The organism is Pseudoalteromonas sp. APC 3358, from assembly GCF_030408075.1.
GTDB classification, from domain to species: domain Bacteria; phylum Pseudomonadota; class Gammaproteobacteria; order Enterobacterales; family Alteromonadaceae; genus Pseudoalteromonas; species Pseudoalteromonas arctica.
Genome location: NZ_JASDCE010000016.1, coordinates 51,782 through 74,328, shown reverse-complemented (window position 1 = coordinate 74,328; position 22,547 = coordinate 51,782). Strand labels below are relative to the sequence as shown.

Sequence of the window (22,547 nt, the reverse complement as noted above, 5' to 3'; positions counted from 1 at the left end):
ACTCGATGCAGAGATTCAATAGTAGGCTTTTATTAGCTTCGAATTTTTGCATCCTAAATTTAGGGAATAATGATGAAAAAGCTGTCGTTTTTCAATTGTTCGCCAAACCTCCTTATTATCGCCACCGTGCTATTTATTATAGTGACGGGCAATTCTACATTTTTTGAACAAGTTAATTCGGTATACCCGTGGCAAGATAATCAAGGTTTTATTATCGCTCTGACTCTTGTGGTAATGAGTGTATTAACCATTATTGTGTCATTTTTCAGTATTATCATTCCCGTTCGAATAGTACTGAGCAGTCTTTTACTCTTATCTGCCATGGCTGGTTATTATACCGATAGCTTTGGCACCATCATTGATAATGTAATGATTCAAAACATTGCTGAAACGAATATCGATGAAGCAACTGACTTACTGTCATTTGAGTATTTTTTAACTGTTTTGTTGTTAGCCATAGTACCTATAGCTTGCCTTTTTATGGTCAAAATAGATAAATCGTCATGGACAAAAAACTGTTGGCTACAAATAAGTAATACCATCATGGCACTTGGTGTAATTACTGTTTCACTTTATATTTTTAGTGCTCAATTCACTAATTTCTTTAGAGAACACAAGCCATTAAGATTTTACTTAAATCCTATCTATCCCATTTACTCTACGGGATTTTTCCTCAAGGACGTGCTTGAACAGCAAGAAAATAACGAATTTTTAATGGTAGTAAACTCTGCCAATGATATTGATAAAGAGTCGCATAAAAAACTCTACATTGTCATTGTCGGTGAAACTGTCCATGCGGGTAATCTTTCTATAAATGGCTATAAACGAGAAACTACACCATTATTAGCTCAAAGAGATGATTTAATTAGTTTTGATGAATTCTATGCTTGTGGCACATCAACCGCGATTTCGGTCCCTTGTATGTTTTCATTCGATAACCGAGAGTCATTTGATAATAAAAAAGCACGGCGAACACAAAACGTATTAGATGTTATTTCCAAAGCCGGGGTAAGTGTCCTTTGGCGAGACAATAACTCTAGTTCAAAAGGCGTCGCAGATCGTGTCGAATACCAAAATTTCAAATCACCTGAGCTAAATTCAGTGTGCGATATAGAGTGTCGTGACATTGGTATGTTAGACGGTTTACAGGGGTATATTGATGATCAAGAAGGTAGTGTACTCATAGTGCTTCATCAAATGGGCAACCACGGCCCGGCATATTACAAACGATACCCCAAAGACTTTGAGAAGTTCACTCCTGCCTGTCAAACAAGCGAACTCTCCGCCTGTGAAACTAGCGAAATTGTTAATGCGTATGATAATGCCATTCTCTATACCGATTACTTTATCAATGAAACCATTAATTTATTAGAAGAGAACAATACCAACTTTGAAACTGCCATGTTTTATATTGGCGATCATGGTGAATCGTTAGGTAAGAACGGACTCTACTTACATGGTATGCCTTACATGCTGGCGCCTGAAGAACAGACTCATGTACCTTTAATTGCTTGGTTCGGCTCTTCATCACACGTTGATATGGAAAGTACGGTCAAACAAAGTAAAAAAGAAAGTTCTCACGATGTTTTTTCTTTTTCTTTACTACATGCGTTAAATATCAGCACAGATATGTCATTGCCTGAAAAAGCGCCATCACCACTATTTGTTATGCAAGAGGAAGAGTAAATGTCAAATAATAACCATACGCACAGCCATGCACATAACCATGACGGAAAATTAAGCATGGCAGTATTTATCAATATTTTACTTACTGTGGCCCAAATTATCGGCGGGGTTTTATCAGGTAGTTTATCCTTGATTGCTGATGCGCTTCATAACCTCAGTGATGCAGGCGCTATCGTTATTGCGATTGTTGCGAGAAAAATTGCAAGAAAACCCGCTAATAGCCAAATGACTTTTGGTTTTAAACGGGCTGAAATTATCGGGGCATTAATCAACAGTACTACCCTTATTATTCTTGGTATATATCTCATTTATGCCGCAGTTGAGAAGTACTTTAACCCTCAACCTATTGATGGTTGGATTGTTGTTTGGATTGCGACAATAGCCTTAGTGATTGATTCCATAACCGCGTGGTTGACTTATCAAGCAGGCGCGAAGAATAACTTGAATCTCAGAGCGGCATTTATTCATAATTTATCTGATGCCTTTGCTTCTGTCGTTGTCATTGTTGCGGGTAGTTTGATCATTTTATATCAATGGTATGTTGTCGATTTATTGGCAACCATACTTATCTCGGTTTATGTGGTGTACCACGGTATTATTTTAGCTAAGCAAAGTATTCGTATTTTAATGCAAGCGGTCCCCGTTGATATCGATATCGATAAGATTTGTAAGGATATCGAATCAATGGAGAATGTTGAAAAAGTAAGACACATTCATGTGTGGCAATTAGATGATAGCGAAGTGTATTTAGAAACCAGTGTTAACTTAAAAACGATGGAACAATTCCAAGATCTTAAGCCAATTAAAGATTTGCTCGCAGCTCAATACGGTATTCACCACTCGACCATAGAAGTGGTAGTAGGGAACACCTTGCAAATGGAGAATTGTTTTGAACTTGAGTAAACACCTGCTTTATTCAATGTATGCATTAACGCTTATTGCTTTTTTATTTGAAACAACAAATAGCGATATTTGGCTTCAAAATTTGTTATTCAATGCATCCAACCAAACGTGGTTAATTGATAAATATGAAGAGCCTTATCGTTTTATTTTTTACTTGTTGCCTAAATACAGCATTATTTTGTTGGCACTGTCGCTCATTGCTTTTTACGTTATCGCTTGTAGACGCAAGTACTCTAAGCACTTTCAAAAGCGATTATTAGTGGTTATTTTCTCTTTGATGTTAGTGCCGTCAGTCATCGGCGGTTTAAAAGCAACAACCAATGGTGCTTGTCCTGCGCAGCTTGAACTATATGGCGGCGATGTCCCTTATGTTAAGGCGTTTGAATTAATGCCTGAATCGTTTGAGTCAACTAAAAAGTACAAGTGCTTTCCTGCGGGTCATGCCAGCGGTGGTTTTGCCTTAATGTCATTATTCTTTTTGTTTTATCGTCCGAAATACCAATGTATTGCGATAGCGTTTGCTGTTTCTACTGGCTGGATTATGGGGAGTTATAAGATGGCGATAGGTGACCATTTTTTAAGTCACACACTAACAACGATGACGTTGTCATGGTTAATCATTTGTTTGATAGCCGCGGTAGTGTTTCGTACCTTACACTTTCTTAATTCCAAACCTAATGCTAAGAATAGCCAACAGGAGCCAATCAATGGGTGCTAAGCAAAAGCCGACGGGAATAAAACGAATATACCTAGCAGCGGGGCATTCACTCAGAGCGTTTAAATGGCTGATAGCAAATGAAGCAGCGTTTAAACAAGAATTCTGGCTGTCAGTTCTTCTCGTTGTGGGCTGTTTATTCTTTCCATTTTCACTTTTTGAGTACGTGTTTCTTTGGTGCGCTTTATTATTCGTATTGTTGGCAGAAATCTTCAATACCGCTATTGAGGCAGTAGTCGATAGAATTGGCGCGGAAATTCATCCACTGTCAGGTTTAGCGAAAGACTTAGGCTCTTTGGCTGTGATGGTGAGCGTTATCATCGCAACTTTAATATGGGCTGGTGTATTTATTCAGCACTTGAGCTTATGAAGTGTAAATGTTATTAGAATGTATAATAATTCAAAAATATATTTAATCTAATACTCTATGTTAGACAATTAAGAATATTTTCAGCCATGTCCGCTATAGATCAAAAAATACAAACATTTTTAGCCAAAACACTCAAATAGTAACTTCTGCTGTAAGCGTATAGCTAACGACACCTAGCCTTGCTTAATATTCCAAGGTAGCAGTGGCTCAAGGTTACTTGGCTGCTCTGCAATATGTTGCAAGCACATTGAGATGTAGTCATGCACTACAAGATCATTTGCCTTTGCGGTTTCAACAAGACTATAGAGTATGGCGCTGGCATGCGCGCCATTACTGGTATTTGAGAACAGCCATAAAACCGCCCTATTACGAACGGTTTTATGGCTCGCTCTGCTCGGTTATTATCAATACTGAGCCTGCCATCATCGAGGTAACGCCTGAATTTCTCAAACTGGTTTATCGCATAGGTAATTGCTTTCCCTAGCGCCATTTGGGGAGGGATTTTATCTTTGTGTTTGAGTAACCATTGATACAATTCATCAACGATTGGTTTGGCTTTTTGCTGCCTAACGGTGAATTTTTCACTAACCGATTTACCTTTGATGGCTTGCTCAATACCATAGAGTTTGCGAATAAGGTTAAGTGCTACATCCGCTTTAACGGTTTTTTTATTATTGCCTTTGGCCTCGATGAACTTACGGCGTATATGAGCTAAGCACGCAACCAGTGTTGCCTTCGTTTGCTCGTATGCTTTGTAGCCGTCAACGTGCATGTAGCCTTGATAACCGTCAAGAAAACCAACTACACAGTGGGCCGCGCGACTATTATGATAATCAAACAGGACAATATTAGTGTCTTTACCCGGCTTATCATCGCCACAACAGTACAGCCACATATAGCTGGTCGCTTTCTCTGCGTTAATAACGTTTAACGAGGTTTCATCGCCATGAATAACTGCTTGAGATAACAAGATTTCTTTTAAACGCTGATAGAGCGGTGACAACAATTCAGCACAGCGTAACATCCAGCTCGACATGGTTTGCCTGCTCAACTCAATACCGATATCAGAAAATAACGTTTCTTGGCGATAAAGCGGCAAGCCAAACTGGTATTTACACATGATTATTTGGCTCAGTAAACTGGGCGTGGCGATACTTTTTGGAATAGGTGTTGCGGGCATTTTTGCCGTTTTCACTACACTTTCAATCCCTTCACGCTCACCTAAGACTGAACTATTACATCTATAACTTGCTTTTATGCTATGGCTGGGTGCAACAGTATTCCCTATTACAGCAAATTAAGTAGAGAATGATATGGGTATCATGATGTGTCTGGATTTAAACGAAAATGTTTAATTAGTCATTAGAAATTCGATAAACAAAATAACGTAAGTGCATAGCTAAATGAATTTAAAAAATTCCTGAGGAAAATTTGAAACTTATGCTCAAACGCGTTGGCTACAGTATAATATTCTGAGTATCAATGTATGAGTAAACGCTATTAAAGCAGTATTTATTTGAACCTGTTATATGTAGTAGCTCAGAGACATCAACTTGAGAAAGTTAATTCGTTGTTCCTCCGCTTACAGATAGTTATATAATTTAACTACCTTGCATACAAATACTTCTGAAAACCAATAAACGTATCGCGTATCGCTGTCGGTGATCCAAACTCAATGGCGGCGTCGTTAATGGTGTTGTATTTAAGCTCTACTAAACTGCGCATTTTTTTAGGTGCGAGTTCTTGCACGCCATCTTCAATGTATTTACTTAATATAAAGTTTATAAACTCTTGTTGTTTATAATCGCTAAAAGCAGAGTTTATTTTAGGTTTTGCTTGTTGAGCTCGTTCAGTGCGTGTTTGTGCCTCTGAGGCATACGCTACGTAGGATAAAACATCGTATACATCGCTGTCTTGTGCATCAATTACGGCTTTCATACTATCGAGTTTTTCGCTATCGTAGCCCGCTTCGGTTAAATCTTCTAATAGCTTTTCGCGAGTGGTTGGATCACTCCAGATTTCGCGTAGTTGGTCTTCATTTTCAAAAAAGCGTGGTAAGTCGTCAAACATACGTTCAACAAACTCTTTAGCTGTAATGGGCCTCCCTTCAGCGCTCCAGTACATTGCTGAGGAAATATGCTTAATTTGCCGTGTACGGCCGTCTGAGAGCTTTATTTCGAGCTTTTCGCATACACATGGTCTTTCACCGCATTTTTCACAGCCTTCAGGCTCTGGCTTTTCACAAACACATGGCTTTTGTTCACACACTTTACACGGTTTCTTCTCACCGGCTCCATCGCCGCCAGTGTCTTCACATTGGCACGGCGTTGTGCCGCACTCAGGGCATACTTCGCTGGGTATTGGCTCACCATCCCAAGCAGGATCAGCAAAGTTATGGTGCGCTTTTACAAAGTCGTAAATGGTAAAATAGTCTTTGCCATCGTATGTGCGGGTTCCTCGGCCTATAATCTGTTTAAACTCAATCATATTGTTACAAAGGCGCATGAGCACAATGTTACGTACGTTACGCGCATCAACGCCGGTAGAGAGTTTGCGTGATGTGGTTAAAATTGTCGGAATGGTTTTTTCGTTATCACAAAAGGTTTTTAAGTCGTTTTCACCCGCTACGCCATCGTTAGCGGTAACACGAACACAATAGTTAGTGTTGGTAGTCCAGCCCTTTTTAACTGCATACTGATTAATAAAATCGCGCACCATACCGGCATGAACTTGTGTTGCACAAAACACGATGGTTTTTTCTTTAGGATTAAAGCGATCCATCCAATAGTGTACACGGCGCTCTTCGCGCTGAGGTATGGTAATAATGCGGTTAAAGTCACCTTCTTTATACAGTTTACCGGGCTCAGGATCGCCTTTTACAACAACACCATCCCCCTCTATATACTTGTACTCATCCATAGTGCCAACGATTGGTAACACTTTAAATGGCGTTAAAAAGCCATCGTTAATGCCTTCTTTTAGAGTATAGCTGTAAACAGGCTCGCCAAAGTAACCATAGGTGTCGGCATTATCGGTGCGTTTGGGTGTTGCGGTTAAACCCAGTTGCACAGCAGGGGCAAAGTAATTAAGAATATCACGCCAAGCACTTTCATCATTTGCGCCACCACGGTGACATTCATCAATAATAATTAAATCAAAAAAGTCAGCTGGGTATTGCTCGTAATACGGATTTTCTGCCTTTTTTATTGGCGTATTATCATCTTCTTCTGTTGTAGTTTCTTTTAATTCGGTTTTAGGCCCACACATAAGAGTATGAAAAATTGTAAAAAACACACTAGCGTTTTTAGGAACGCCGCCTCTTTTACGAATATCGTCAGGGGTAATGCGCACAATGGCGTCTTCACCAAATGAGCCAAAATCATTAAACGCTTGATTGGCTAAAATATTACGGTCGGCCAAAAATAAAATACGGGGGCGTTTTTTAGCAAGGCTAATATCTTTTTGCGCGGTTAAACTCCAGCGGGTTTGAAATAACTTCCAAGCTGTTTGAAAACCAATACACGTTTTACCTGTACCGGTAGCCAATGTAAGCAGTATGCGATTTTTACCTTGGGCAATGGCTTCAAGAGCATTATGAATGGCATTCTCTTGATAATAACGGGGTGCCCAATCGCCTTTGGCCTCAAAGGGAATAGTAGAGAACGCATCACGCCAAGCTGTCGTATAATCCGCTTCTGGCGTATCGCCTTTTTGCTCAAAGGTTAAATCCCATAGCGCTTGCGGAGACAGGTATTCATCTACCAGCGTCTCAATGCCTGTAAGCATATCAATCTGGTAAATATCATGGCCGTTAGTGGCATAAGCAATACGGCATTGCAGGCGTTGTGCATAGTCTTTCGCTTGGCGCACACCTTCGCTATAAGTAAGGCTTTCTTTTTTTGCTTCTACTGCGGCAAGCTTACGGCCTCTATATACCAACACATAATCGCACGGCACTTTGTTAGCGCGTTTGCCACCCGCCATAATTTGGCCTGGGCAAATAAGCTCGCGGCGAATAAAGCTGTTATCAACCTCACCCCAACCCGCAGCAACTAACTTAGGATCAATTAAATCCGCTCTAGTGTCGGCTTCGTTACGCGTCCTTGCTTGTGACATTAGGCCATTGCTCCTTTGTTTGTATCAACCTCAAGCGTTTTCGTTAACTCACCTGAAAAGGCTTTTTGTAGGATAGATTTTTTGAGTTCGTCTAAATCCAATAGTTTTTTTCTGTATATTCTCTGAATATCATTTGTTTTCTCTTCAAGAGAATAAAGGCTACTCAGCAGATTTTGCTGATCTTCAAGGTTTTCAGGATAACTTACCTCAAATTCTTCTATCTGGGTTTTAGTTATAGCTTGACGAGTTGAGCCTGCTTCACCAATACCTAGAAGTTGGTCTTTATAATATTTTGAAGTTAACACAAAATTTAAAAAAGCCGGGCTAATAACCGTTCTATCGGCACGTATAATAGATACATGCTGATTAACACGCGCAGGCAAATATTCTTCTGGAGCTAAACAACACCTTGCGACGGAAGCTCCAGTAATGTTTAGCAAAACATCATTATTTTCTACAACAACATTACTAAGCTTGTCTGCTTGTTGGTCATCAATAAACGCAAGGTCTTTATTTTTAAAGCGTCGGTCATGGACATTCATACTACGAATCAAAGAAATACCTTCGCTTTTATAAGAAGCCCTCCCTCCGCGTGGTGTAGATCCACTACCTATTTTTGACGTTATCTCTTTTAATTTTGATGCTCTCCACCCTTCACCACGCTCGCTAAATACTTGCTGCAAGTAGCTTTCAAACAGCTCACGGGCATTTTTGAGGTTTTGCTCGGTCTTGGCGCGGGCTTGTTCTATATCGGCAAAGGCTTGCTCGAGAATAGCCACGATGTGTTTTTGTTCGGTAATCTCAGGGTGCGGTATTTCTACTCTCTCTAAAGCAGTTTTAGATAGCTCTTTAAAAGTAGTTCCACTTCCTAAATCATTTAATAATGAGACACTCTTCAATAAAAAATAATACAAAAACTTAGTGTCTAAAGTATTTTTAGGTACCAAACCCCGACAACCTTGGTTCGTTGCCATAGGAACTGTATTAATAGCTAGGTAGCCAATAGGTGCTCGGGTTGAGAGAATTACCGAGTTTTCAGGAATTAGCTTAGCTGAAGATTTATCTAGCCCTAGTTGAGTGATGTTTCTACCTGTTTCAGAGACATAAATACCAGTGATTTTCCCCATATCTTTCGGCGTAATCCACTTAACATCACCAAACCAATAGTCGGAAATACCGCTTTTAGGTGTGCCACCACTTATAATATTAGTGACTTCACTCATTTTAGATATGGACCACCCCATCACAACAACTCCTGAATCTTACCCAGAATCGCTTCACTCTCTTTATCCAGCGCGATGATTTCTTCAATAATGGCTTGCGGCTCACGCAGTGGCACTTCTTCCGCTTGATTCGGGTTTTTAGCCGATAAATCCCATGTTGCATCATCAAGTTCAGTTGTAGCCAATGACCAAGATTTAGCACTGTCTTCAAAGCCTTTTTGTAACTCGATAAACTCTTTTAAGTCGGTGTCGTTTAGCGGATTGGTTTTACCCAAGCTGCGGCCAGGGTCTAGCTGGTAGAACCATGTTTTTTGTGTTGGTTCGCCTTTAGTGAAAAACAACACCACGGTTTTAACCCCAGCGCCTAAGAAGGTTTTTGCTGGGCAATCGAGTACGGTGTGTAAGTTGCAGTTTTCTAATAGCTCTTTACGCAAGGCAATGGCGGCGTTATCGGTATTCGATAAAAAGGTGTTTTTAATCACAATGGCAGCGCGGCCACCAGGCTTGAGCATTTTGATAAAGTGCTGCAAAAACAAGAAGGCGGTTTCACCGGTTTTGATTGGGAAGTTTTGCTGAACTTCTTTGCGCTCTTTACCACCAAACGGCGGGTTAGCTAATACAATATCGTGCTGGTTGCTTGGGGTAATGTCTTGTAGATTTTCGCCTAGGGTATTGGTATGAATAACGTTAGGTGCTTCGATGCCATGTAGAATCATGTTCATAATGGCGATAACGTAAGCCAAAGACTTTTTCTCTTTGGCGTAAAAGGTGCTTTGTTGCAGGGTTTTTAAATCGCTGGTTGAAAGCTGCTTTTTGCTGACACCACCTTGGCGAAGGTAATCGTAGGCTTCACATAAGAAGCCTGCCGAACCTGCTGCACCGTCGTATATGGTTTCGCCAATTTGTGGCTGTAATATATCGATCATCGCACGAATTAATGGGCGTGGTGTGTAGTATTCTCCCCCGTTGCGGCCAGCGTTGCCCATGTTTTTAATTTTTACTTCGTACAGGTGTGAAAGCTCATGCTTTTCTTCTTGTGAGCGAAAGCGTAATTCGTCTACTTTTTCGAGCGCATCACGCAGTGAGTAGCCACTTTGAATTTTATTTTTGATCTCGCTAAAGATTTCACCAATTTTATATTCAATGGTGTCAGGGCCTTTGGCACGTAGTTTAAAGCCTTTAAGATAGGGGAAAAGCTCGCCATCAACAAAATCCATTAAGTCGCTGCCGGTTAAGGCGTTATCGTGATCAAACTCATCATTAGCGGTTTTAGGCGCAGCCCACGAACTCCAGCGGTACTTCTCTTCAATAATGTATTGGTATTCTTCTGCCATCAATTCGGCTTCTTGAGACTTTGTAAACTCTAAGTCATCAAGGTATTTTAAAAATAGCATCCACGACGATTGCTCGGTGTAGTCTAGCTCACTAGAGCAGCCTGCGTCTTTATGGAAAATGTCGTCGATATTTTTAAATGTTTGTTCAAACATGTAAATTAAGTCCTTGTTAGCCAGTGAGTTTGAGATGATTTTTTTGCTTAAAGCAACTCACTCGCTTATTTATATTCCTGAGGTAATAGTGATTAATATACCCTAATTAATTAAAAAATTAATAATATATTAGTACCAAGTAGTTTTTGGTTAATCTAGGTCAATTTTATACTTTTGCCTTGCCGGTAGTATCTCTTCGAACTCGCAATTTAATGCGTTTACTAATTTATATAAGGTTTCGAGTTTAATATTAACATTACCTCTTTCCATTTTTCCGTAATTACCGCGCTCTATACCGACATAGGCGGCAAAACCTTCTTGCGAGTAGCCTGCTTCTTTGCGTTTTTCTCGTAGCTTTTCACCAAAATGTTTAACTAAATCACTCACCTGGTTTTCCTCAAGGCAAAATGATTAGATTTTCATGTTGAGGGCTTAACTACCACGCCCTATAATACCCATTATTATAAGAAGTTTATTAGGATTTACTTTGAAATTTGACCCTCTCGTAGCTCAAATTATTGTTGCACCAAATTTTGATAACTTTACAACAAGCGATGTACGCTCGGCGTACTTAGCATTAAAAAGTGATTCTTCTTTGGTACCTACAGCAGTTAGGCGAAGTATATATGCCGAATTGATCAAGCTTGTTAAAAAAGGCTGGCTGAAAAAAATGGTATCAAATAAAAAAGGATTTACGCGATTCAATAAAACAGAAAGCTTTAACGTTGAGGTAATTACTCAGCTAGCTAGTGCAATACCTATTGGAACTACAGAAAAGGCAGATGATAAGCACGCGCTATTACTTAGTAAGTTAAATCATTATAAAGCCGAGCTATTATTGAATATGGGGGAATCTGAGGCATACAAAGAGCTTTATTTGGAGTCACCCGAATTAGTAGATGAACTTCAGCCACAATACAACAAAGCGAGAGACAACAATACAAGAATACTTGGCAAGATTAGAGCGATTGAAGGCTTAATGAAGCAAAACGAAGCATTAGAGAAAATATGAAACTAAGACTATGGCAAGCCGAGTGTATTAATTTAGCGCTTACACAATACCAGAGCGGCAATAGCCACTTTTTAGCCTTGGCAACTCCTGGGGCGGGTAAAACCTTAATGGCTTCGGAATTAGCTAACCAGTTATTAAAAAATAATATGGTCGATGTGATTATTTGTTTTTCACCGTCGTCTATTGTTTCTCAAGACTTTAAGGAAAGCTTACAGCTAAAAACGAATGAACGATTTGATGGGCTTATTGGCGCTAAAGGTAGAGCTTTAACCTATCAAAGCTTACAGTATTTAGATGTGCACTTTTGGCAGTTATTTGAACGATATCGTGTTTTTGTAATATTTGATGAAATTCATCATTGTGCTGGCTCTAATATTGCCAATGCAAATGCATGGGGTGAGCAGATAATACTTAACATTCAAAATAAAGCACAGTATACATTAGCCTTAACAGGCACCCCTTGGCGTTCTGACGCTGCTCCTATTGTTCTTTCATCGTATCAGCAACCTAACAATAAAATAGCGTGTGACTACGTTTACGGGCTTTCTGAGGCTATTGGAGATAATGTTTGTCGGGTTCCACAAATAGTAGCTGTTGATAATAGCCATATTACAGTTGTAGATGACGTTGAAACCAAAACATTTAACTGCTTTAAAGCGTTATTAAACTACTCTGGCGTTTCTTATCAAGAAATTATTGAAAATGAAGCGGTAATAAAATACATAATTTCTTCCGCTCAAAAAAAGCTTATCTCATTTAGATTGAAAAACCCCGATGCAGCGGGGTTGATTGTTGCATCGTCTGTTGAGCATGCCCATCAAATCTCTATGTTAATGCGAACTCACTTTGACGAGGATAGCACTGTTGTAACCTACCGAGAAAATGAACCTACAAGTATTATTCAGCAGTTTAGGTATGCACAAACTAAGTGGATTATTTCTGTTGGTATGATTAGCGAAGGTACAAATATCCCTCGTTTGCAGGTTTGCTGCCACCTTACAAACATAAAAACAGAAATGCATTATCGCCAAATATTGGGCCGTATACTGAGGGTAACAAACTCTAAAAACCAAGAAGCTATTATGTACATGCCTGCCGAACCTAAGCTTTTAGAGTACGCGTATAGAGTTAATCAAGATGTTCCATTTGAAGCTGATGTAGTTAAGTTTGAAAAGATGAAAGCTACTGCTGAAGAACCTACTGAAGATGAAGGTTTAAGTGAAATGACCTTTAATAAGAAAAATAAAAAAACCTCCAAAGCTCAGTTTGATTTTGATAACTTTGCTGACTTTTTTGATCAGCCAGTTATGAGCAATAGACCTGAAGCGACAGAGGAACATTTTTTAACCGGTGCCTATGAGCGAATTATTAATATATCAGGCCGTTTTCAACAAGAAGCGATCGCTTTAGGGTTAAGTGAATTGCGGTAAATACGCTAGAATTTACCTCAAGTAGACCTCTACAGGTAACATCAATTTCAGTTACACGAGGAAATATAACTTAATTTAAGGTGTTGCTATGTATAGCTTCTCTGAAATTCATAAAAAAATAGACTTTATAGAGATTTTAACCAATAGAAAGATCAGTGAAAGTTCAAGTCACCTAGAGCAAATTAACTTTATACATCAAGGTGTATATATCAAAAATGCTGAGCGTCTAAGGATAGAGTTAGGCTGGGATATACGAGCATTTTCTTCAGCTATTAGAACTAGCAAGAGCTCATATGTACGCTATAAAAAAGAATTAAAGCCCTTAAATACCACTTTAAGTGAAAATGCATTTGAAATTGCAAAAGTCTGCTCTTTTTGTCTTGATTACTTTGAAAATATAGAACGTTTTAATATTTGGTTAAATACCTCGTCACTCCAATTCGACTCTAAAAAACCTTTAACATTTATAGATACAATAGCTGGCCGTGAATTAATTAAAAATACCGTAAACAGGCTCAAATATGGCTATAACGCCTAAGAGTAAAGTGTCTTAGGACGTAAAGCGCACGATCAACAGACTGCCAACATGAAACCAAGTTCTATCCTTTTCTTAACTTAACAAGAAGCTATCACTTTAGAGATTAAAACGTTGATTTGAGCTTATTAATGACTCAATTTTCTCTGATAGTCGCATTTGTGCCAAATATAGTCTTTGAACCTTAATAATCTATACTTTGAATTGTTGAGGTTATGTGCTCTTTACTTACGAATATTGTGCCAGCATCATTTAATGATCACCGCTTTTCTTTCGAAGTATTGAGTTACTTTACTCAAAACGAATACTCAGGGCTTGCCTTAAAAACGCTGTCTATATTTCTTTCGAAGAGTAAAGAATACATAACAAATTTCAATAATCGGAGATTTGGCATGAATACTAAAAATGATAACTTTTCTGCATATGTTGGCCTTGATTGGGCTGATAAAAAACATGATATTTGTGTGCAGGTTAAAGACGAAGAGTCTCGGGCGTTCAGCGTAATTTCTCACTCACCTGAATCAATTAATGATTGGGTTGAGGCATTACATAAAAAAGTAAAAGGCAATATTGCTGTTGCAGTTGAGTTAAATAAAGGACCTATAGTATACGCCTTGCAAAAATATAGCTTTGTTACAGTTTATCCTATTCATGGATTAACCCTCGCTCGATACAGACAAGCTATGTTTCCTAGCGGTTCAAAAGATGATCCTTCAGACGCTGAATTAGCATTAGATATGATGCTCAATTATCCAAAGAAGATTACCCCCCTAAAACCAAGCAGTGAGAAAACGAGAACATTAGCCCTTCTTGTCGAACAACGTCGATTACTTGTAGACGACAAACGTAGGCATGCGAACCGAATCATTAATGCTCTAAAGCAATATTACACACAGCCCTTAGAGTGGTTTTCACATAGAGATACAGAGCTATTTTGTAATTTTCTAATTAAATTCCCAAACTTAAATGAATTGAAACGCGTTAGAACAAATACAGTTGCCAAACTATTAAACTCCAGAGGAGGGCCCACTGTTAAGAAGACCCCAGAACGCATTGCATCTATAAAAGAGGCAATTCCTCTAACTAACGACGAATCTTTAATTATACCTTATCAAACGTTTGTCATCGCATTGGCTAAACAGATGTTGGTATTAATTAACAATATTCGAGAGTATGACTCACAAATAAACTCAATTTTTATCAGTATGGATGACGCCTCAATATTTACTTCACTTCCCGGCACAGGCCCTTGCCTTGCTCCTAGGCTTTTAGCTGCTTTAGGGGAAGATAAATCTCGTTTTAGTAGCGCACAAGAAATACAAAACTATGCAGGCTTATCGCCAGTTACAGAGCGTAGTGGTCAAAAGAGCTGGGTACATTGGCGCTGGCAATGTTCTAAATTTGTCCGTCAGAGCTTTATAGAGTGGGCTTCCAAAAGCGTAGGGCAATCTTATTGGGCGGGCATTTATTACGCACAGCAAAAAGCGAAAGGTAATTCACACCAATCGGCAGTAAGAGCGTTGGCCTATAAATGGGTAAGGATCTTATTTAGGTGCTGGAAAACAGGAAAAGCTTATGATGAATCAAAATATTTAAAAGCACTAAAAGAGAAAGGTTCTCCTCTTTTAGTGCTAGAAAAAGCTTGTTGAATGCCTCAGGGCGTGAAGCGGGCATTCAGCACATAGTCATTTGTTAAGCGATTTTACTACTTTACGTACCAAGTCTGTTTCGAACCATCCCAACCATAATGCTTATTGTGGAAAGCATTCATTGAAGCGACATATTGAGATAGTATCAACGTAACATCACTTACCTGAGGGATGTCGTCTTCCTCAAGAAGGTCTAAAAAGTCGATAGAGTCTTCATCTTTGAGAACTGTTCTAACTTTATCTAATAAACGATTGGCTATTTTAATCTTGCTCTTACTAACCGCAGAGTCAGGTTTTTTCTTAGATAATTCTTTAAACTCTAAATACATAGCATTTAGCAGAGGCATCATATTATCATGGGTTTTTGCCTTGTCATTAGACGTATATAATTTATCTATACTCACTTTTTCAGTCCTTTAATTTCTTAGGTTTAATGGTACGAATTAACACCATACCCTCTTCATCTAGTTTATCTTCATCATTTCCTTGAACGCGCCAGTACCAAGCGCCACGGTTGATTACAACATTGTCTGCTCTTTGCTTTTCAAAACACTGTAAATACTGCGAAAGTATAAATACAACATCACTATTTTGTGGGATATCATCCTCATCGAAGTTGTCGAAGTCATCGAATGGCTTGTATTTTTCCGCCAAATAGTCATTACTTTGTGATATCAGCTTATTAACAAACTTGAGTTTGAACTTGTTAACCGCGTCATTTGGATTTTTCTTAGACAGCAAGGAAATTTCTTCATAGGTACTCGATAATTGCCCTGATAGCTTTTCAAATGTATCCACGTTATTTCTGTTCATTACAGTTCCTTTAAGAGGGACAAGAGCGTCTAAATTCAATGTACTTTTTCTTTAAAACTTCAATTGGCGCACGCTGTTTACTTTCGTAAACATCGACCATTAACTTCAAATCATCATCAGTAATTGCAATTATGCACTTTCTTTGTGAGGCCCATAAATCAATAGTGTTGCTAAACATTGCTTTGGGTAATGGATTTCTTGTAAGAAATATCCCAAACCTACCAATATTTGGTTGAAGATAGCGGTTAAGCTGATTTACGTGGTCCCTTTCAATTTTCTTTACATTTTTCATCTCTATTACAAGTTGACGATTCTCATATTCAGTAAATATTTCATCGAGAAAATCAATATCTCGATTATTGTAAAATATCAAATCACGAATATGACGGCCTGATTCTGTTCGGCTCTGTGTTTGTGCGAAGTCCAAATGCGGATAGAATAGAGTCGCTAATAAGTCCGCTGATAATTCCTCATATTTTATATCTGCACCGTTTTCTTTTCCTGAGTTAAGCTTTAAAAGGTCGCTTAATTTTCTTTTCGCAGATAAGACAGGAATCTGACTAAACAATGGGTCGTTTTGGCAATCTTGAGAAGTTCTTTCCTTGTATCTTATATATTCTTCGATGACACCATAATTATCTCTATTGAAGTTTAATATTTTAACTCGCTCTTCTGGCTCATTAGGGTTAAAAATTTCATCTCTAGGACAATGAGATTTAAAATAGTCCTCGAAATTAATACAGGGATTAAATCTAAGCCAACGCTTTGGTGTAAAAATCAAAGGCTCTTTAGTATTAGGGTTAACTGGAAGATATGCCTTTTGATTTAACTCAAAAGAATTTTTTTGGTAATTATATACAGAATCAAGAATGACACCCTCTGTTGGGATTCCATTAATAGCACATTGTTCAATCGTATAATCAATGAGGAAAGATTTTATATAATTACAAGCAATATCACTAATTCTGTCTTTTGATATACCACCAACATATAGTTGGATTAGCTCAAAATGGGTGAAGCCAAATTGACTATATTCAGGTATATCTTTAAATAAATTAAGAACCTCAATAGCTTGCTTTTTACCTATCCTTTGCCCCCTGCGTTTCTTTGCTACACCCAACCCAACTTCTGGACATTCAGACAAGTTAATAAGAGTTTCTATGGCCTCAGTTTCCCTGCCTTTTTTTATTAGAAAATTTAGGTGGTTAAAAGAGTTTGTTATAGCTGTATGCAAAGACTGATCTTGCATAGATGGAGACTTCCATAAGAGAAATGGGTCCACATATAGGGGAATGTCTTCATCAAATAATTGAATAGCAAAGTCTAAATCATGTTGTGATTTATGTATTCCATGATGATCAGTTATTCTTGGCCTGAATATATCCATATGCACCTTATTTCTTGAATCGTTTAACAGCTTTATCAGAGTACACTCTCCCTATTTTCACGCGAAAACGTCCTTATTTTATGAACTTATACTGATAGCAAATAGTGTAAGTTATTGCCAGCTAAAAATATTATACTTGCCGTAGCTTTTTTAACATATGGAAAAGGTAAATATTTCCTCTTATTATTACTAGGCTAACGGCGACCCTGAATAGTTGAAGTTCGACTAAGTGCCAACGGTGGCGAAGCCGCCCTGCTGCTTTTGCTTGTTATATGCATATACGCACCATTGGTATACTCACACCATGTTCAAGAGCATCTTTTGCAAAATTGTTGTTCTCAATACTAAAACCGTGTGATTTAAAATATTTAATTTGGTGATCTGAGGCGGCCGAAAGCGTAACGTTCGAAATACGATTTTTCTTACCGTAAGCAATAATATTTACTAGTAATTTGGCAAACAGACCAAGGCTACGATATTCATGAAAATGATGCTTTTTCTCATTCTCTGGTACTGGTTCATATGGGTTGCTAAATTCAACATCCGATATATGTAAGTTATTTGGATAAACTCTAGCAAGAAGCAATTGACCACAAATGTTATTTTCTAGTTCAGGATCTTGTACCTTGGCATGCACTAGCATTATGTCTTGAAGAACTTTTCTTTTCATAACCTTCTCAACTTCTTTGAAAAGAAATGGATTCCCGCTATCAAAGTGTTTGCTTAACTTGCGTGGGTTAACTTTAGCCCCTGACTCAATATAATGCATCCAAGAGTTACCACCGATTTCACATAAGCAATTCGGTTCAAGTTTGGCAATAGTGTCTACGTCTTCCATGAAGTAGTATTCGAGGGTGACTTCGGCTTCAAACTTGTCTTGTAACTCTTCGGCTGGATATATCTCTTCCATGCGCACTAAACCTCCTAGCATTTAATAATCTAACTATGCGCGAGCGCGCATATTTCTACCTGTCTCACGCTCACTTATCTACTTTGTACAGTTTTAGCAAATTACCTAAGACATTACTATCACTAAGTTTTCTATCTCCTACAAGAAAAGCTGGGGCGAACAATATGAACACATTGATCATTTAAATGAATATATAAGAAAATAGTTGCTTAAGCGTCTAATTTAGTCATCATATTTTAATCTAAAACAATGACAACAAATCGCTCTTTGACGAAGTTCGGCTCTGTGCCAGCGGACCTTCAATCGTAGCTCGTTTCTGCCCCAAACGAGTTGGAAAAATTACTCTAAAAGCCTACTTTAAGAATGGCGACCGTTCAAACTTTTGATTTTAAAATAATCCTCTATCATTTGTTGGGGTTATAAAGTATTCGCATTAACGGATAATGTGCACGAAACTGTATCTTACTTAAACTCTGAATTACCAAAGTAATTGGACCCAGCCAACTAGCTTAATAGATCTATAAATCCTCGTTTATCGTGGCTTTATAGATTTAGTACGGTTATCAAAAAATTTAGATTATTAAAAATTAAACATTACCAAACGATCTTGCCATAATGAACAGCAATTCACGTTTGCTTAGCCTCATTTATTTCTCTTTCTAGAGTTTTAATTAAGTTTTCCACAGTCATCTCTCTTGCTTTTGTAACTCCGGTGCCAGCCCATAATGCGCTATAATCATTTGAACTAGACTTAACAGCAGCATTGTTGAGTTGTTTTGCTAAGTCATAAGCATATGGATAATCAGGAATAGATGATAGTGGGAATTCATTTCCTGTTTTAATGATCTGGTTAATAATACCACGAGCGGGACGGCCTGAAATACAACTTGTTATCGTCGTCATACCTTTCTCGCACTGTTTGATCTTTGAGTGGTAATATTTTCCTACATTTGCTTCAGGGCATAGTAAAAAAGCAGTGCCCATTTGCACAGCCATCGCACCATTATTTAAAGCATTAAAAATATCATTTCCGTTCATGATGCCGCCAGCAGCAACTACTGGAAGTGAAGTCTGTAAAATAATTTTCTTCAATAAATGTATAGTACTAAGTTTTTCATCTGTCCTCGTGAGCTCAAATACACCTCTATGACCGCCGGCTTCAATTCCTTGCGCTACAACTATATCAATACCTGCTTGTTCAATTAAATGTGCTTCTTCTAGACTAGTTGCAGTCGCTAAGGTTGTAATCCCTAAATTTTTGAGAACTTCTAAGTATTCAGGGCAAGGCAGCCCAAAATGAAAGCTTACAATTTTAGGTTTAAGTTTTATTAATATGTCTATTTGCTTTGAGTCATTAAAAGATTGATAAATCTCCTTTAACTCTTTCGGAGGTAGAGTTTTAAATGAGTTGAAAGTTGGCAAAAATTGATTTATCCACTTTCTTTCTAATTCAATATTTTTTCTGGGGGTTTGATGACAAAACACATTAACATTAAAAGGCTTGTCTGTTAGTTTCATTGTATCAGAAATTGCTTTTTCAGCATCTTCATTAGACATTGCACCAATCCCAATAGAGCCAACTCCTCCAGCGTTAGTGACTTTAGCAGCCAATGATGGTGTTGATACACCAGCCATTGGAGCTTGAATTATAGGTAATTTAACACCTAACAAGGAAAGTAAAGATTTACATGGCATGTTAGAACCTCTATTTACAAAGTGAAGAATATATTATATTCTCATTTCGAGAATGTAATCAACTAAATACTATCAAAATGAGAATTAAATGAATAGTGGATCTCTTCGCATTTTTTGTACCGTAGCCGATTATGAAAGTGTAACCCAAGCTGCAATCCAGTTAAGGAGGGCACCTTCCAATGTAACAACAAAAATAAAGCAGCTTGAATCAGATTTAGGTGTCGAGCTTTTTATAAGGACTGGAAAAAAAATGAAACTTGCGTCATCAGGACGTAAATTTTACGAATATGCCCAGCAACTATTAGCTTTGGAAAATGAGGCAAGGCAAGCCATTATGGGTGAAAGTATAGGAGGGCAATTAATTATAGGGAGCATGGAAAGTACAGCAGCGAGCAGGCTGCCAAGCGTACTCTCTGAATATAATATCGCCTATCCCACCACAAATATTTCTCTAACTACAGGAACATCTATGCAGTTACTTGAGAAAGTCTCGAATGGTGAATTGGATTGTGCATTTTTAGCTTTACCTGATGTATTTGATAATGATAAAGCTTTAGTTGAGCTTGGTATAAATACACAAGAAGTTTGGTCAGAAGAACTATTGCTGTTAGTACCAATTTCCGAGAAGAAAACGAGTAACTTTAAAGATATTAAAGTTAGGAACCTTGTTTCATTCCATAAAGGTTGTACTTATCGTGAAATAGCTGAAAACATTTTAAATGTTAACTCCTCAATTGATTGGAAGATTCACGAAATGTCTTCATATCATGCGATGGCTGCTTACGTTGCTTCCGGAATGTCTGTCACTGTATTACCTAAAAGTGTGCTTGATTTAATGGATTTACCAGCATCAATATCATACTTAAGAATTAAAGAATCTAAAACCTTGATAATTTGGCGGAAAGAATTTGATGTGCCAGCTTTCAAGAACTTTCTTAAATTACTAACCAAACGATAATATGCCATATTTTATCTTTAAAAATAACTCTAGTTATGAAGAGCTATTTTCCGCCATTATCGCTGGAAGTGTGCTTTTTATAGGAATGGGAATCGGAAGATTTGCCTATACAGCAATATACCCCTATATGCTTATTGATGGAATATTAACCGTCAAACAGGGCAGCATAGCAGCTTCAATAAATTACACTGGTTATTTACTCGGAGCTTTGTTGTGTGGTGTTCTAAGCAAAAAAAAATCACAACAAATATGTGTTATTTCCATACTTGGAACGACTGCTTGTTTGTTTTTATTGTCAGCCGTAGAAAATGTTTATCTGATATATAACATTAGGTTTTTTGCTGGGGTATTCAGCGCTCTTTCGATGGTGTACTCTGCATTGTGGTTATTTAGTGTGTTATCTCACTCTAGAAAGGTACCTGTTTTATACTCCGGCGTTGGTATTGGAATTTTTTTCTCATCTGAGATATTAGCTCTAATTATTAACTATGACTTCGATAGCCAAAGCATGTGGTTTTCACTTGGATGTGTCACTTTTCTCATTGGCGCTTTCTGTGTCCTTGGTTTGAAAAGGACTTCAATAAAGTCAAGCTTACCTACAAATATTGATCATACACAGAGCCATAATAATGTTGATGTATTTAAAGTTAACTCATTAATTTTAATTTATGGACTTTCAGGGTTCGGGTACATCATCACAGCAACCTATTTACCAGCTATTTTAAAATTCAACTTTCCTAATTTTAACACTGTTCAGTTATGGGCTGTTTTTGGTTTGGGGGCTGTACCCTCTTGTTATTTTTGGCACCTAATACAAGACCGATTTGGGCATAATTTATCGCTAACATTAAACTTGTTTGTTCAAGCAATAGGCGTACTTCTACCTGTATTCTCTCAAAATATACCTATTTATATTCTTAGTGCTTTTATAGTAGGTGGAAGCTTCATGGGTACTGTAACAATTGCTATGTCAGCAGCTTACCATACAGGGAATCGTATAAAGAAAAATCTGGTTGTACATATGACATTTGCTCATGGTGTTGGCCAAATCATAGGGCCTATTATTGCGAATTACCTCTACAATGTGAATCATAGTTTATCAATATCTCTCTATGTTGCTACATTTTCTCTTTTGTTTGCTGCAATGTTGTGCAAACAAAGTAAAAAACCAACCTCTTATAATTAAGGAAAAAAATGCCATTATTGAAATTTGATTTGATTAAAGGAAGAACAAAAGATGAAGTTAAAACTTTACTTGACTCTGCGCATAGAGCTATGGCTGAAGCTTTTAATGTCCCAACCACTGACAGATATCAAAGCGTTACACAACACTCTGAAGAAGAGCTAATACTTGAAGATACTGGGTTAAATTACAATAGAACTAAAGATGTTGTTTTACTCACTGTGGTATCACGTCAAAGAACACAAATACAGAAAGTGAAATTTTACGAATTATTAGCTAAAAACTTAAAAAATGACTGTAACTTAAACTCGGAAGATCTGATTGTATCAATTATTGAAAATGGAGATAGTGACTGGTCATTTGGTAAAGGCCAAGCTCAGTTCATTACAAAAGAACTTTGAGTTATAAATAAATTCAATCCAACCAGCTATAATAGTCACCCTCATGGGCTAATATCATTTGGCTACTAAGGGGT

22 protein-coding genes are annotated in these 22,547 nt (G+C 37.8%); 11 read left to right on the top strand and 11 right to left on the bottom strand.

Going from position 1 to position 22,547, the window contains the following annotated elements:
* Positions 1 to 72: 72 nt before the first annotated feature.
* Genes QL995_RS19385 through QL995_RS19370 form a run of 4 tightly spaced genes read left to right on the top strand, consistent with a single transcriptional unit; the run spans position 73 to position 3,674 of the window.
* Positions 73 to 1,686 carry a phosphoethanolamine--lipid A transferase gene (locus QL995_RS19385; protein ID WP_154904220.1) on the top strand — a complete coding sequence of 538 codons (1,614 nt, stop codon included), beginning with the start codon at positions 73 to 75 and terminating at the stop codon, positions 1,684 to 1,686.
* Positions 1,687 to 2,589, top strand: coding sequence for a cation diffusion facilitator family transporter (locus QL995_RS19380; protein ID WP_154904219.1), 903 nt, complete (start codon positions 1,687 to 1,689; stop codon positions 2,587 to 2,589). It begins immediately after the preceding gene.
* Positions 2,576 to 3,307 (top strand): phosphatase PAP2 family protein, encoded by a 732-nt coding sequence (locus QL995_RS19375; RefSeq protein WP_200219623.1) that lies wholly within the window; start codon positions 2,576 to 2,578, stop codon positions 3,305 to 3,307. The genes QL995_RS19380 and QL995_RS19375 overlap by 14 nt, the downstream gene beginning before the upstream one ends.
* A complete protein-coding gene (locus QL995_RS19370; protein ID WP_154904217.1) occupies positions 3,297 to 3,674 on the top strand; it encodes a diacylglycerol kinase in 378 nt (125 codons plus the stop codon). The genes QL995_RS19375 and QL995_RS19370 overlap by 11 nt, the downstream gene beginning before the upstream one ends.
* A 173-nt stretch (positions 3,675 to 3,847) precedes the next feature.
* On the opposite strand, the gene QL995_RS19365 is transcribed toward QL995_RS19370, so the two are convergent.
* The 6 genes from QL995_RS19365 to QL995_RS19340 form a co-directional block, all read right to left on the bottom strand.
* Entirely contained in the window at positions 3,848 to 3,940 is a 93-nt protein-coding gene (locus tag QL995_RS19365; protein WP_021032142.1) for a hypothetical protein, read from the bottom strand.
* Complete coding sequence (locus QL995_RS19360; RefSeq protein WP_234047862.1) at positions 3,940 to 4,869, bottom strand: IS66 family transposase; 930 nt, start codon at positions 4,867 to 4,869, stop codon at positions 3,940 to 3,942. Before QL995_RS19360 ends, QL995_RS19365 begins: the two co-directional genes overlap by 1 nt.
* Positions 4,870 to 5,279: 410 nt before the next feature.
* Positions 5,280 to 7,790 carry an EcoAI/FtnUII family type I restriction enzme subunit R gene (hsdR, locus tag QL995_RS19355; RefSeq protein WP_182755356.1) on the bottom strand — a complete coding sequence of 837 codons (2,511 nt, stop codon included), beginning with the start codon at positions 7,788 to 7,790 and terminating at the stop codon, positions 5,280 to 5,282.
* A complete protein-coding gene (locus QL995_RS19350; RefSeq protein WP_259396386.1) occupies positions 7,790 to 9,034 on the bottom strand; it encodes a restriction endonuclease subunit S in 1,245 nt (414 codons plus the stop codon). The genes hsdR and QL995_RS19350 overlap by 1 nt, the downstream gene beginning before the upstream one ends.
* On the bottom strand, positions 9,034 to 10,500 hold the full coding sequence (locus QL995_RS19345; protein WP_182755360.1) for an N-6 DNA methylase: 1,467 nt from the start codon (positions 10,498 to 10,500) through the stop codon (positions 9,034 to 9,036). The genes QL995_RS19350 and QL995_RS19345 overlap by 1 nt, the downstream gene beginning before the upstream one ends.
* 150 nt (positions 10,501 to 10,650) lie before the next feature.
* Positions 10,651 to 10,887, bottom strand: a complete 237-nt coding sequence (locus QL995_RS19340; protein WP_004588153.1) for a helix-turn-helix transcriptional regulator — start codon at positions 10,885 to 10,887, stop codon at positions 10,651 to 10,653.
* A 100-nt stretch (positions 10,888 to 10,987) separates the two neighbouring features.
* Between QL995_RS19340 and QL995_RS19335 the strand changes: the two genes are divergently transcribed.
* From QL995_RS19335 to QL995_RS19320, 4 genes are all read left to right on the top strand, one after another.
* On the top strand, positions 10,988 to 11,512 hold the full coding sequence (locus tag QL995_RS19335; RefSeq protein WP_039490532.1) for a hypothetical protein: 525 nt from the start codon (positions 10,988 to 10,990) through the stop codon (positions 11,510 to 11,512).
* Positions 11,509 to 12,942 (top strand): DEAD/DEAH box helicase family protein, encoded by a 1,434-nt coding sequence (locus QL995_RS19330; RefSeq protein WP_182755362.1) that lies wholly within the window; start codon positions 11,509 to 11,511, stop codon positions 12,940 to 12,942. Before QL995_RS19335 ends, QL995_RS19330 begins: the two co-directional genes overlap by 4 nt.
* A gap of 88 nt (positions 12,943 to 13,030) precedes the next feature.
* Positions 13,031 to 13,480, top strand: coding sequence for an antitoxin Xre/MbcA/ParS toxin-binding domain-containing protein (locus QL995_RS19325; RefSeq protein ID WP_182196133.1), 450 nt, complete (start codon positions 13,031 to 13,033; stop codon positions 13,478 to 13,480).
* 389 nt (positions 13,481 to 13,869) lie between these two features.
* On the top strand, positions 13,870 to 15,126 hold the full coding sequence (locus tag QL995_RS19320) for an IS110 family transposase (RefSeq protein ID WP_272451242.1): 1,257 nt from the start codon (positions 13,870 to 13,872) through the stop codon (positions 15,124 to 15,126).
* Positions 15,127 to 15,182: 56 nt separating this feature from the next.
* On the opposite strand, the gene QL995_RS19315 is transcribed toward QL995_RS19320, so the two are convergent.
* From QL995_RS19315 to QL995_RS19295, 5 genes are all read right to left on the bottom strand, one after another.
* On the bottom strand, positions 15,183 to 15,530 hold the full coding sequence (locus QL995_RS19315) for a hypothetical protein (protein WP_206016195.1): 348 nt from the start codon (positions 15,528 to 15,530) through the stop codon (positions 15,183 to 15,185).
* Positions 15,531 to 15,534: 4 nt separating this feature from the next.
* Positions 15,535 to 15,939: a hypothetical protein gene (locus tag QL995_RS19310; protein WP_154904071.1), complete on the bottom strand. Its 405-nt coding sequence runs from the start codon at positions 15,937 to 15,939 to the stop codon at positions 15,535 to 15,537.
* Between the two features lie 10 nt (positions 15,940 to 15,949).
* Positions 15,950 to 17,326: a hypothetical protein gene (locus QL995_RS19305; protein WP_154904072.1), complete on the bottom strand. Its 1,377-nt coding sequence runs from the start codon at positions 17,324 to 17,326 to the stop codon at positions 15,950 to 15,952.
* A 268-nt stretch (positions 17,327 to 17,594) separates the two neighbouring features.
* A complete protein-coding gene (locus QL995_RS19300) occupies positions 17,595 to 18,236 on the bottom strand; it encodes a hypothetical protein (protein ID WP_154904073.1) in 642 nt (213 codons plus the stop codon).
* Positions 18,237 to 18,863: 627 nt separating this feature from the next.
* The gene (locus QL995_RS19295) at positions 18,864 to 19,931 is read right to left on the bottom strand and encodes a nitronate monooxygenase (protein ID WP_024604645.1); all 1,068 of its coding nucleotides are present in this window, start codon (positions 19,929 to 19,931) and stop codon (positions 18,864 to 18,866) included.
* Positions 19,932 to 20,019: 88 nt separating this feature from the next.
* Between QL995_RS19295 and QL995_RS19290 the strand changes: the two genes are divergently transcribed.
* The 3 genes from QL995_RS19290 to QL995_RS19280 are packed head-to-tail and all read left to right on the top strand — an operon-like array spanning position 20,020 to position 22,473.
* Positions 20,020 to 20,889 carry a LysR family transcriptional regulator gene (locus tag QL995_RS19290; RefSeq protein ID WP_024604644.1) on the top strand — a complete coding sequence of 290 codons (870 nt, stop codon included), beginning with the start codon at positions 20,020 to 20,022 and terminating at the stop codon, positions 20,887 to 20,889.
* Position 20,890: 1 nt separating this feature from the next.
* On the top strand, positions 20,891 to 22,075 hold the full coding sequence (locus QL995_RS19285; protein ID WP_182755364.1) for a YbfB/YjiJ family MFS transporter: 1,185 nt from the start codon (positions 20,891 to 20,893) through the stop codon (positions 22,073 to 22,075).
* Positions 22,076 to 22,083: 8 nt separating this feature from the next.
* The gene (locus QL995_RS19280; RefSeq protein ID WP_182755366.1) at positions 22,084 to 22,473 is read left to right on the top strand and encodes a tautomerase family protein; all 390 of its coding nucleotides are present in this window, start codon (positions 22,084 to 22,086) and stop codon (positions 22,471 to 22,473) included.
* The last annotated feature ends 74 nt before the right edge of the window (positions 22,474 to 22,547 follow it).

Excerpts from the sequence above, each read along its gene's own strand:
- QL995_RS19385 (WP_154904220.1), top strand. The coding sequence starts at position 73 with ATGAAAAAGCTGTCGTTTTTCAATTGTTCGCCAAACCTCCTTATTATC.
- QL995_RS19380 (WP_154904219.1), top strand. The coding sequence starts at position 1,687 with ATGTCAAATAATAACCATACGCACAGCCATGCACATAACCATGACGGA.
- QL995_RS19370 (WP_154904217.1), top strand. The coding sequence starts at position 3,297 with ATGGGTGCTAAGCAAAAGCCGACGGGAATAAAACGAATATACCTAGCA.
- hsdR (WP_182755356.1), bottom strand. The coding sequence starts at position 7,790 with ATGTCACAAGCAAGGACGCGTAACGAAGCCGACACTAGAGCGGATTTA.
- QL995_RS19350 (WP_259396386.1), bottom strand. The coding sequence starts at position 9,034 with ATGGGGTGGTCCATATCTAAAATGAGTGAAGTCACTAATATTATAAGT.
- QL995_RS19345 (WP_182755360.1), bottom strand. The coding sequence starts at position 10,500 with ATGTTTGAACAAACATTTAAAAATATCGACGACATTTTCCATAAAGAC.
- QL995_RS19330 (WP_182755362.1), top strand. The coding sequence starts at position 11,509 with ATGAAACTAAGACTATGGCAAGCCGAGTGTATTAATTTAGCGCTTACA.
- QL995_RS19325 (WP_182196133.1), top strand. The coding sequence starts at position 13,031 with ATGTATAGCTTCTCTGAAATTCATAAAAAAATAGACTTTATAGAGATT.
- QL995_RS19320 (WP_272451242.1), top strand. The coding sequence starts at position 13,870 with ATGAATACTAAAAATGATAACTTTTCTGCATATGTTGGCCTTGATTGG.
- QL995_RS19310 (WP_154904071.1), bottom strand. The coding sequence starts at position 15,939 with ATGAACAGAAATAACGTGGATACATTTGAAAAGCTATCAGGGCAATTA.
- QL995_RS19305 (WP_154904072.1), bottom strand. The coding sequence starts at position 17,326 with ATGGATATATTCAGGCCAAGAATAACTGATCATCATGGAATACATAAA.
- QL995_RS19300 (WP_154904073.1), bottom strand. The coding sequence starts at position 18,236 with ATGGAAGAGATATATCCAGCCGAAGAGTTACAAGACAAGTTTGAAGCC.
- QL995_RS19295 (WP_024604645.1), bottom strand. The coding sequence starts at position 19,931 with ATGCCATGTAAATCTTTACTTTCCTTGTTAGGTGTTAAATTACCTATA.
- QL995_RS19290 (WP_024604644.1), top strand. The coding sequence starts at position 20,020 with ATGAATAGTGGATCTCTTCGCATTTTTTGTACCGTAGCCGATTATGAA.
- QL995_RS19285 (WP_182755364.1), top strand. The coding sequence starts at position 20,891 with ATGCCATATTTTATCTTTAAAAATAACTCTAGTTATGAAGAGCTATTT.
- QL995_RS19280 (WP_182755366.1), top strand. The coding sequence starts at position 22,084 with ATGCCATTATTGAAATTTGATTTGATTAAAGGAAGAACAAAAGATGAA.